At 61.4% G+C, this 10,921-nt stretch carries 10 protein-coding genes; 4 read left to right on the top strand and 6 right to left on the bottom strand.

Features of this window, described 5'->3' with window-relative positions:
- Positions 1-8: 8 nt before the first annotated feature.
- The 3 genes from DET50_RS06965 to DET50_RS06975 form a co-directional block, all read right to left on the bottom strand.
- Positions 9-683, bottom strand: a complete 675-nt coding sequence (locus DET50_RS06965; RefSeq protein WP_113862145.1) for a GntR family transcriptional regulator — start codon at positions 681-683, stop codon at positions 9-11.
- 83 nt (positions 684-766) lie between these two features.
- Positions 767-2,200 (bottom strand): cardiolipin synthase, encoded by a 1,434-nt coding sequence (cls, locus tag DET50_RS06970; protein WP_113862146.1) that lies wholly within the window; start codon positions 2,198-2,200, stop codon positions 767-769.
- Complete coding sequence (locus tag DET50_RS06975) at positions 2,197-3,273, bottom strand: AraC family transcriptional regulator (protein ID WP_113862147.1); 1,077 nt, start codon at positions 3,271-3,273, stop codon at positions 2,197-2,199. Before DET50_RS06975 ends, cls begins: the two co-directional genes overlap by 4 nt.
- 390 nt (positions 3,274-3,663) lie before the next feature.
- Here DET50_RS06975 and DET50_RS06980 point away from each other — a divergent pair, with 390 nt between their 5' ends.
- The 4 genes from DET50_RS06980 to DET50_RS06995 all read left to right on the top strand — a co-directional run bounded on the left by DET50_RS06980 (position 3,664) and on the right by DET50_RS06995 (position 7,199).
- Entirely contained in the window at positions 3,664-4,461 is a 798-nt protein-coding gene (locus tag DET50_RS06980) for an alpha/beta fold hydrolase (protein WP_113862148.1), read from the top strand.
- Positions 4,462-4,571: 110 nt separating this feature from the next.
- The gene (locus DET50_RS06985) at positions 4,572-5,660 is read left to right on the top strand and encodes an SMP-30/gluconolactonase/LRE family protein (protein ID WP_113862149.1); all 1,089 of its coding nucleotides are present in this window, start codon (positions 4,572-4,574) and stop codon (positions 5,658-5,660) included.
- The gene (locus DET50_RS06990; protein ID WP_113862150.1) at positions 5,657-6,130 is read left to right on the top strand and encodes an acyl-CoA thioesterase; all 474 of its coding nucleotides are present in this window, start codon (positions 5,657-5,659) and stop codon (positions 6,128-6,130) included. The genes DET50_RS06985 and DET50_RS06990 overlap by 4 nt, the downstream gene beginning before the upstream one ends.
- An 85-nt stretch (positions 6,131-6,215) precedes the next feature.
- Complete coding sequence (locus DET50_RS06995; protein WP_113862151.1) at positions 6,216-7,199, top strand: NADP-dependent oxidoreductase; 984 nt, start codon at positions 6,216-6,218, stop codon at positions 7,197-7,199.
- Positions 7,200-7,273: 74 nt separating this feature from the next.
- On the opposite strand, the gene DET50_RS07000 is transcribed toward DET50_RS06995, so the two are convergent.
- The 3 genes from DET50_RS07000 to DET50_RS07010 form a co-directional block, all read right to left on the bottom strand.
- Positions 7,274-9,151 carry a cation:proton antiporter gene (locus DET50_RS07000; RefSeq protein WP_113862152.1) on the bottom strand — a complete coding sequence of 626 codons (1,878 nt, stop codon included), beginning with the start codon at positions 9,149-9,151 and terminating at the stop codon, positions 7,274-7,276.
- A gap of 20 nt (positions 9,152-9,171) precedes the next feature.
- Positions 9,172-9,963 (bottom strand): tRNA cyclic N6-threonylcarbamoyladenosine(37) synthase TcdA, encoded by a 792-nt coding sequence (gene tcdA, locus DET50_RS07005; RefSeq protein ID WP_113862153.1) that lies wholly within the window; start codon positions 9,961-9,963, stop codon positions 9,172-9,174.
- Between the two features lie 172 nt (positions 9,964-10,135).
- Positions 10,136-10,921 (bottom strand): transposase (locus tag DET50_RS07010; protein WP_147252197.1); only part of this gene is annotated, 786 nt, incomplete at its 5' end.

The raw sequence follows: 10,921 nt of genomic DNA on the forward strand, positions 1-10,921 counted from the left end.
GCAGCCGTTCAGCTTCGCTGTCCCTTCCCGGCAATGGCGTCCAGTACCTGCTGGCACTGTTGCAGGGCAAAACGGTGCAGGATGCCGGCAAGGCGTTCCTCATCGCGGTCCCGGATCGCACTGATGGACTCTTCCATGTTGGCGAGATTGTCCTCCAGAACCCGGCTGCCACCATGCTGGAAGGCAACGAAGGCGCAGCGCCGGGCCGAGGGCCAGAGGTCATCAATGGCATTCACGATGAAGTAGTTGTCGGCGTAGACCAGTGAGGCCTTGGTATATTCGATGCCCAGCTCGAGAAACTTCATCAGGTCGTTGTTCTGGTAACTGGCCTTCATCTGCCGGTGCAGGGATTCGAGCCGCTCCATGTCCGATGGCTGCCACTGGCGCACCAGCTTCCTTCCGGTGTGTGTGAGATAGAGTTCCAGGGTCTCGTACAGGCTGCGCACGAAATAATCGTCGAGGGTCGTGACGAACGCGCCCTTGCGCGGGACGTTGCGTACCAGGTGCCGCTTTTCCAGCAGAAGCAATCCTTCCCTTACCGACCCGTGGCTGACGTCCAGCTCTTTGGCCATGGCGCCTTCGTAGATGCGTTCGCCGGAGCGAAGCTGGCCAAAAACGATCAGGTTTTCGATGTGGCGGGCGACCTGTTCGGTCAGGGTCTCACGGGGCTTGAAAGCGTTCATGTCGGTTCAGGGCTACTGCATGGAATTGGAATTGCTCGCATATTCGCACATTCCGGTGGCTCCGAGCCAGTCTGAGGCCGGTGTCACAGCAGGGGGGCGCTAAGGCGGATCGCCCGGCAGGTCAGCCGGAACAGGATCGAGCGGTCCCGGTAGTCGCGCTCGGTCATCAAGCGGCAACTGTTCAGGTCCTCCTCCAGCATCTGCTCGACATCGGACACGAACTGTCGGTCGGTATTGACGGCGGTGATCTCGAAGTTCAGGCGCATGGAGCGGTTGTCCAGGTTGGCGGTACCCACGGCGGCATAGCGGTTATCCACCAGAACCACCTTCTGGTGCATGAAGCCCGGCTGATAGCGATAGATGCAGATGCCGGCCTGGCTGGCCTGTACCAGGTAGGAATAGGCGGCGAGTTTGATCAGGTGATTGTCCGGGGTTTCCGGGATCAGGATGCGGACATCGACCCCCCGCAGCGCAGCAAGCTGCAGGGCATTCATGATCTGGAAATCCGGGACGAAGTAGGGCGAGGCAATCCAGATCCGGGACCGGGCATTGTTGATGCAGTTAAGGAAAAACAGGGTGCAGGTTTCCCAGCTATCGGCCGGTCCGGTGGGAAGGATCAGCACTTCCTGGTCCCCGGGGGTGTGCTCGCCGGCACTCCAGTCCAGGTTGGGCAACTCGTCACTGGCCCAGTTCCAGTCTTCCAGCCAGGCCAGCTGGAGGCCGCTTACCGCCGGGCCTTCGATCCGGCAGTGGGTGTCCCGGAGGGGGGCCTGGTTCATGGCGGTCCCGAGGTATTCATCCCCCAGGTTGATGCCCCCCACGAAACCCACCTTGCCGTCGCACACCAGCAACTTCCGGTGATTGCGGAAATTGATCTGGAACCGTCGCCGGCGGATGTTGCCATCGCCGAACGAGGCGACGCGGGCTCCGGCCCGGGACAGTTCCCGCAGATAGCGGCGGGGCAGGAAGGCGCTGCCGATGTCGTCGTACAGGAACCATACCTCCACGCCTTGGGCCAGCTTCCGTTCAAGGATCGATTTGATGCGCTGGCCGACCCGGTCCGAGCGGACGATGTAGAACTCCAGGAGGATGTAGTTGCAGGCATCCTCCATGGCTTCGAACAGGGCTTCGAAGGTGGCTTCGCCGTCCCGCAGCAGGGTGCACTGGTTGCCGGAGGTGAAAGGCTGGCGGCCGAGTTTACACAACACCTGCAATTCGTCCTGGAAGCGGTCATTGCCGGGAGCGGGAATGGACGTGGTTTGCTGTTCGAACCGGTTGAGCAGGGCAGTCAGGGATTCGTCGCCCATCCGCCGGGCCTTGACGTAGCCACCGAAGCGGTTCCGGCCGATCAGCAGGAACAGGGGGACAGTAAGGTACGGCAGACCCAGCAGGCCAATGATCCAGGCGATGGCGCCCTGGGACGTGCGGTACGTCAGCAGGATCCGGTAGATGCAGGCCAGTGCCGCCAGGTACAGCAGGCCGACAGCGATGGCAATCAGCGGAAAGCCCTCCGTCATGCCGTACTCCCGGAGTCCGTGGTGCCGGTATCAGCACCCAGGTGGTCGGCCCGGTACTGCGCCGGCGCCTGCCCGGTCCAGCGCTTGAATGCCCGGCTGAAGGCGCTGAGTTCGGAAAAGCCCAGCAGGAAAGCGATCTCACCCAACGCATAATGGTCGGCGGCGACATAACGCAGGGCCTTGTCCTTGCGCACCTCTTCCACCAGTTCGTGGAAACTCAGCCCTTCCTTCTTGAGTTTTCGGTAGAGGGTCTGGCGGCTCATGTGACACTGGCGGGCCAGGGTGTCGGCATCGATCCGGTCGGTCGCCATCTGCCGGGAAATCAGCCGGCGGATCTTGCGGCTGAACGAGCGGCGGGTCTGCAGTCGGGCGAGCAGGAAGTTGACCTGGCGAAGAACCGCCGAATACACGTAGGGGTTGCGGTGAGGTATCGGGTGGCTCAGATGCCGGCTGTCAAAGGCAACACGGGTGATGCCGTGGCCGAAACTCACCGGGCCGCCCAGCAGCAGTTCGTATTCGTTGGCGTAGGACGGCTTTTCATGGGCAATCTCGGCCCATTCGGCCTGGAAGCCGGGGTGGATGAAATGCCGGGTCCGGCTCATGGCAGCGGCCAGGGTCCGGTCCATGTCCTGGCGGCAGTAGTGTTCCGGGGTATCCGGTTGCCAGGTCAGGATCGCGGTGTCGCCGCTCTGCTCGAAGGTGAGGATGACCGATTCGTTGATCAGCCGGTGCAGGCGGACATACTGGGTTACCGCCTCGCCCAGGGTGTCGCAGTTGAAAAACACGTGTCCCACCAGGCCCATGCGTTCCGGGTCGACCAGCTTGCCGGCATGGAGCCCGACACCGGGGTCCCCGGTGATCTGTTCGGCATACTCCCACAGCCGGTAGTGGGCCTCGGCAGGCACCCTGCGGTCGGGATCTTCGAGTTCACCGGTGCCCAGCCCGGTGATACCGGCGATCCGGCTCCGGTCCAGTACACCCTGGCGCTCCAGGTAATGCACCAGCGCCAGCGTGCTGGAGGCGGCAACGCCGGGAGTCTGGGCTGTAGGGGTATCCGGGTGCGAGGAACTCACAACATTCCTTCTGAAAGTTAACAGGCTGTCATGGACACTGGTACAAAATGTCAAGCGTATGGGACAACTTGTCAACGGCCTCTGTGCCTTACAACGATAGCATCATCCCATCAGGTTGGAGTAATGAATGCACACTTGATGGAGGTGTTGTATGGAACAGGAAATCTTTGTGCCCCATAGCGAGCAGGAACGCAAGAACGTGATTGCTCTCGCGGAATATCTGGACAGCATTTTCTACTGCTGATCAGACAGGCGTTCAGCCTATGACCTTAAGCCGGGTAACCCCCGGCTTTTTTTCGTCCCGACAATCTCCTGCCTTGCTCGCTGGGCTGGCAATGGTAATGTATCCGCTCCGAGAACAATCCTGTCCAATGCGGAGGCTGTCTGTCCATGAGTGTCGAGCTGAATCATCGAATTACCGGCGAAGGCAAACCCCTGATCTTGTTGCATGGCCTGTTCGGGTCACTGGAAAACCTCGGGGGGATTGCGCGCCGGCTGCAGGATGAATGGCAGATTCACGCCCTGGACGAGCGCAACCACGGCAGCTCTCCGCATACCGATACCATGGACTACCCCTCCATGGCGGAGGATGTACTTGCCTACATGGATGCCCAGGGTCTGGACAAGGCCTCACTCCTGGGGCATTCCATGGGAGGCAAGGTGGCCATGCAGGTGGCCCTGATGGCGCCGGAGCGAGTGGACAAGGTGATCGTGGCGGATATCGCGCCGGTCAGTTACAAACCCCGTCACGATGCCATTCTCGAGGGGCTGAGAAGTCTGGATCTGACCGCCGTGCGCTCCCGCCAGGATGCCGACAAGCTGCTGGCGGAATTTGTCGAGACCCCCGGCGTCCGGCAGTTCCTGCTGAAGAACCTGGAGCGGGTGCCCAGCGAAGAACAGACCGCTGACGTCCCCATGTTCCGGTGGCGGCTGAACCTGCCGGTGATCGATGACTGCTATGAAAATCTGGCCAAAGCCCCCGAGGGTGACGGCCCCTTCAACGGTCCAGTCCTGTTCCTCAAGGGCGCAGAATCCGCCTATATCCAGGAAAAACACCGGGACCAGATCATGCGGCTGTTTCCGTCGGCCGAGCTGCGCATCATCCAGGACACCGGCCACTGGCTGCATGCCGAGAAAGCCGATACCTTTGCTGCCCTTTGCCGCCGTTTCCTCGAGAGCGAAACCTGATTCCGGAGCCGTCTGGCGCGGGTCGTTTTCATGGTCTGGCCCCCGTCTGCTATGGTTAGGCCATTGTCCTGGCGGGGAAATCGGAAAATAACAACGGGCGGACGCACTCTATGAAGTGGTTGTTGATCGGGTTGCTGGTGGTGTTTCTTTTGCTCGGCAGTTTTCTACTGACGCCGTCGCCCATTGACAGCAAGGCCTGGGAGCCGCCTTCGCCACCACCGCTGACCGGGATCCTGGCACCCAACGAACGGCTTCGCCTGGCGGACCTGCTGGCCCGGGGCCAGGTCTATGGGCCGGAAGACACCACGGTCGGGCCGGACGGCGTTCTCTACAGCGGTACTCAGGACGGTTTCATCGTCCGGGTCTTCCCTGACGGTCGCGTTGAAAAGTGGCTTGAGACCGGAGGCCGGCCACTGGGGATGGTGTTTGACCGCGAGGGCAACCTGATCGTTGCGGACGCCTGGCAAGGGCTGCTGTCCATTGCCCCGGACAAGACCGTGACCGTGCTGGCCCGGGAGGCCGGGGGCACACCGTTCCGGTTTACCGACGATGTGGACATCGGCCCGGATGGCACCATCTATTTCACCGATGCCAGCTCACGCTTCCATCAGCCGGACTACCGGCTAGACCTGCTGGAAATGCGTCCCCACGGTCGTCTGCTGCGTTATTCACCCCGCACCGGTCGGGCCGAAGTCCTGCTGGGTAACCTGCACTTCGCCAACGGTGTCGCCGTTTCGCCGGACGGAGACTTTATTCTGGTCAACGAGACCTGGAAATACCGGATCCTGCGTTACTGGCTGCAAGGCCCCCGGGCCGGCCGGGCCGAAGTCTTTGCCGACAACCTGCCCGGGTTTCCCGATAACCTGGCGGTGGATGAAGAGGGCCGTTACTGGGTGGCATTCCCCACACTGCGCAACGCCCAGGTCGATACCTTGCACCGCTCCCCCTGGCTCAAGGACCTGGTTGCCAAGCTGCCGGACAGCCTGAAACCGGCACCCCAGGAATATGGCCTGGTGGTGGCCTTCGACCGGGACGGCAAGCCCATTACCAGTCTGCACGATACCCGCGGCACTCACTTGCAGGAAATCACCTCGGTGAATCCCCACGACGGGGTTCTATACTTTGGTTCACTTCACAACGACCGTATCGGGCGGCTACCGTTGCACGCCATTCCGGGGCTCGGAGACACTGACGAATGACCGCCGAACAGAACATTGACTGGGACCTGCCGGATCCCTTCACCCTCGAAATTACCGTGCGCGAGAAGGACACCGATCGCCTCGGGCACGCCAACAACGTGGTTTATGTCCGCTGGCTGGAAGACGTCAGCTGGGCCCACATCGAGAGCCTGGGCATGACCTGGGAGTTGCATGAGGCCACCGGCAAGGCCATGGCCATCACCCGTACCGAGATCGACTACCTGGCCTCCGCCAACGCCGGGGATCGGCTTATTCTGGGTACCTGGCTGACCGGGTTTGACGGGCGCTTCCGCTCCTCCCGCCAGTTCCAGCTGGTGCGCCCGGCGGATGGCAAAACCCTGGTGCGGGCGGTCTCCACCCATGCCTGCGTCAACATGAAAACCCAGCGACCGTCCCGCGCACCGAAGGAGTTTGCCGAGATCCTGTCAGCGGCCTCGGTCAGGGTCGGCAAGGGCCTGGCCCCGGAGTGAGCTTCCCCGGAGCCGGTTTTCTGCTAGTCTGAAAGCGTCTGTCTCAGTTAGCTCCGATCATTACCACCGAAGTCTGGAGAGACCCATGGAATCCACCAATGAACACAACATCGATACTTCCATGCGCCACGTGGTCTATGACCGTTTTGGTGAACGGGATGTCCTGCAGGTGATCGAAAGCCCGGTGCCACAGCCTGAAGATGGCCAGGTACTGGTGCGGGTTCATGGCGCCGGCCTGAACCCCATCGACTGGAAGACCCGCAAAGGGCTGGGTTTTGCGGCGCGCCAGATCGAGAACTCGCTGCCCTGGACGCCAGGCTATGATGTCGCCGGTGAGGTGGTTGCTGTGGGCGACGGAGTGACGACCCTGGCGCCGGGTGACCGCGTGATGGGCATGGTGGGGTTCCCGGCCGCCGGTGGAGGCTACGCCGAGTTTGCCCTGGCCGCAGCGGATGAGCTGGCGATCGTGCCAGAGGAACTGGATCTGGTGACGGCCGGAGGTATCCCCCTTGCGGCACTGACCGCCTGGCAGGGGTTGTTCGAGATGGGCAAGCTGGAGTCCGGGCAGAAGATCCTGATCCACGCCGGTGCCGGTGGTGTTGGTCATTTCGCGGTGCAGTTTGCCCTGGAGCGGGGCGCCCATGTCATTGCCACGGCCTCGGCGCGAAACCGCGATTTTCTGGCGGAACTCGGGGTGCACGAAGTGATCGATTACCACACCACCGACTTCGCCGACGAATGCTACGGCCTGGACATGGTGCTGGACCTGATGGGCGGCGATGTGGGCAAGCGTTCACTGCACACTTTAGGTGAAAACGGTGTACTGGTGACCATTCCCACGGTAACCGCGGACGAGATTATCAGCATCGCCGAAGAGATGGGGCTGCGGGCGCACGGGATGACCGTACGCCCGGATGTCTTCCACCTGGAGGAGATTGCCGAGTTGATCGAGGACGGCGATGTGCGGGTGCACGTGGACGGCCGATTTACTCTGGACCAGGTACGGGAAGCCCACGAAGCGCTTGAAGGTGGGCACGTCCGCGGCAAGCTGGTGCTGGACTGCCGCTGAGGGCTCTCTACCACCGCTTGAGGGCTCTCTACCGGCGCTGAGGGCTCTCTACCACCGCTTGAGAGCTCCGGCCCTCAGTCCTTTTCTTCCTCGCCCCCGGTTTCTTCGGCCGCCGTTTTTGCGGCTTTCCCGCCGTTGTTTTTCTCCTTGCGGTCCTTCTGCGGCTGCGGCGGTACCAGGCTTATCAGCACCCAGTCTTCTTCCGGTTTCAGGTCTTCCATCTTGCAGACCGGCGAGATGTATCCCTTGCTGTCGAACACGAACAGCACCAGGGCCTGGCGCTGGTATTTCTCCAGGAAATCCTCGTAGCTGAACTCCTCGCTCAGTTGGGTGGTCCGCACGGTATAGCCCTGGCTGGCCAGGCTGGCCAGCTTGGCGTAGCTCACACCATCAAACAGGCCCCGGGTCATCTGGATCTTCTCCGCTGTCTGGTGGCGGGCCTTCTGGTCCTGGTCTCCCTCGGCCAGGCTGAACACGCAGTTCTTCCCGAACCAGTCGAGGAAATGGTACGTGGCCAGTGAATTCATGTGCTTGTACGGTGAGATGACCAGCAGCTTGCCGATGCCGGTCAGATCCAGGTGGGTCGAGGCGTGCTCGGATACAGGGTTGCCGAAGTAGACCTGCAGGTTATCCATCCGGGCCTGGCGCACATTCTCCCAGTTGGTGTCGGCCAGGGTGACCGGCACTTCATGCTTCTTCAGTGCATGGGCAATCATTCGGGCGACATTGTTGGCACCCAGGATCAGGAAGCCGAATTCGGCCGGTTCCGCAACCTTCAGCAGTCGTGCCACAGGGCGCGCCGTCAGACTCTGAAGGGTGACCGTGGCAATGATCAGCATGAACACCAGGGGCACCAGCGTGCCGGCGCTGTCATAGCCGAGTTTCTGCAACTGGAAGGCGAACAGCGCCGAGACCGCGGCCGCCACGATGCCCCGGGGCGCAATCCAGCTCAGGAACAGTTTTTCCCTGAGGTTGAGTTCGGTGCCGATGGCGGACAGGAAGATGCTCAGGGGGCGGGCCACCAGCATCAGGGCGGCCAGAACCACCACCAGGGCCCAGCCAAGCTCCGCGATGGCGGCAAACTCGACCCGGGCGGCCAGGATGATGAACAGGGCGGAGATCAGCAGGACACTGAGGGATTCCTTGAACTCGAGAATGCTATCGATCGGTACCCGCTTCATGTTGGCCATCCAGATACCCATGATGGTAACTGTGAGCAGGCCGGATTCGTGGGCCAGTTCGTTGGAAATGGCGTAGACCCCGAGCATGAAGGTCAGGGTGCCGGCATTGTGCAGGTACTGGGGAATCCAGTGCTTGCGCAGCACTAGGCCGTTGAGATAGCCGGCGGCCGCCCCGATCAGGAAACCCACCAGCAGGGTTTTGCCGAAGATGTAGAGGGAATGGCTGAAAACGTTGCCCTGGCCCCAGGAGACGATGCCCTCGAATACCAGCACTGCGAGCAGGGCGCCCACCGGATCGATGATAATGCCCTCCCAACGCAGGATATTGGCCAGCGTGGACTTCGGCCGCACCGACCTCAACAGGGGCGCAATCACGGTGGGGCCGGTAACGATTGAAATTGCGCCGAACAGCAGGGCGACTTCCCAGGACACGTCCAGGGCCCAGCGGGCGACCAGGGTGCCGATGAGACAGGTGATAATGGAGCCCACTGGTACCAGGTTGCGCACCATCTTGCCGTGGCCGCGAATCTCCTCGTAACGCAGGGTCAGGCTGCCCTCGAACAGGATGATGGCCACCGCCAGCGAGATTACCGGGAACAGAAGGTCGCCAAAGACCTGCTCTGGTACCAGGAAGCCGAAGAGAGGACCTGCGGCGATGCCGCCCGCCAGGAGAAACAGGATGGCGGGCATTCGTACCCGCCAGGCCAGCCACTGGCAGAACAGGGACAGGACGCCAATGCTGGCGAGAAGCATGACAGTGCTGAGAGGCATAGGCTTTCAGGTCCTTTGAATTACTGGTTGGCGCGCCTGGCAATACGGTTAAGCAGGCGCGATGCCGCAATAAATCCGAAACTGGCGGTGACCGGGCTGGCGGCGCCGAATCCTGAGGCGCAGTCCAGCCGTACCGGGCCATTGCCGGCCGGTTTCTGATGGCACACTTCCCCGTCTCCGGCAGGATACGTGAGCTGTTCCAGTGAGTATACGGCCTCGATACCAAACCGCCGCTTCGGATTTCTGGAAAATCCATATTCCCGACGCAACAGGTTGCGGACTTTCGCGAGCAAAGGGTCCTGGGTGGTTTTGGCAAGGTCCGCCACCTGGATCTGTGTGGGATCCATCTGACCACCGGCGCCGCCGGCGCAGACCAGTGGAATCTTGCGTCGCTGGCAATGGGCGATCAGGGCAGCCTTGGCCTTGACGCTGTCGATGGCATCCACCACCCCGGTCATCTCTGGGGTAATCAGCTCGGCGGCATTCTTCGGGGTCAGGAAGCCAAAATGAACCCGTACCTCGGCATGGGGGTTGATGGTTTTGAGTCGATCAGCCATGGCGTCAGTCTTGGTTCGACCGTACTGTCCCTCCAGCGCATGCAGCTGCCGGTTGGTGTTGGACACGCAGATGTCGTCCATATCGATCAGCGTCAGGGTGCCGATCCCGCTGCGGGCCAGCGCTTCGGCCGCCCACGAACCGACTCCGCCGAGGCCGACGATGGCAATGTGGGCATTCCGGAATGCGTCCAGGGCACGGCGGCCATAGAGCCGCTCGATTCCCCCGAAACGAAAAGCGTAATCGTCCGCGGACATTCAGCCTCCGTCAGTAGCCGGCAGTGCCGGCGCGAATCAAAGCATGCAATTGTACCCCACGCAGCGGAGGGAGACGAAAAGCAGGCACAAAAAAGCCACGCCCGAAGGCGTGGCCCAGAGTGCTGACGAACCCCGGTTTTTCCGGGGTTCGTTGCGTTTAGGCGCTTTAAATTTAGTTGGCGATGGAGTTAGCCCAATACTCCTGACCGGATTGCCAATACTTCAGCAAAGCCAGTTTCCGGGCCCATTTTCGGATTCGCCTCTGTAACCCAGGCATACCAAGGGATTTGAGCCGTAAAAGACGCGCCAGGATCTGCGCGATCTTCTTCATATTCTGGGCTGCGGCGGCCAATAGGCATTGCTCACGCACCTTGGAGAGCCCTCGTAAGCGAGCGTAGCGGTGACCATGGAGCTGTTTAGCATCGGCGAACGATCGCTCCACCGTTTCCTGTCGTCGTTTGTAGAGCGCTTTGCCCCATGGGGTTAGCCGGTAACTGTCTGTTCGATCCTTGCTGTCTTGCCAGACATGCCGGGTCAGCACTTTGACGTGGTTGGCGCTGCGTGTGCATTGACTCAGCAGCGGGCAGTCTTGGCAGTGGGTCGGGTTAGACTTGTACTCCCGGTAGCCTTGGCGATTGGTGGTGGCGTAGATCAGTTTCTGGCCTTGCGGACAGCGATAGCTGTTGGTCTCGGGGTCGTAAGTGAAGGCCCGTTTAGGGAGATAACCCTTGGGTTTATTCGGTCGCCGATAGCCCATGACCCCGTAGATACCCCGGTCTTCCAGGCCCTTACAGATACCGGCGGTGTAGTAACCCGCATCCAGTCCGACGCCCCAGACGTCGAAGCCAAAGCGCTCACATTGCCGATCCAGTCGATCGAGATAGGGACGGCTGTCATGCAGATTGGCTGGCGTGGCGTAGCTGTCGGTGATGATGGCGTTGCGGCCATCGACGGTTCG

Origin of the sequence: Marinobacter pelagius (assembly GCF_003315345.1) — a bacterium.
Lineage (GTDB): Bacteria > Pseudomonadota > Gammaproteobacteria > Pseudomonadales > Oleiphilaceae > Marinobacter > Marinobacter pelagius_A.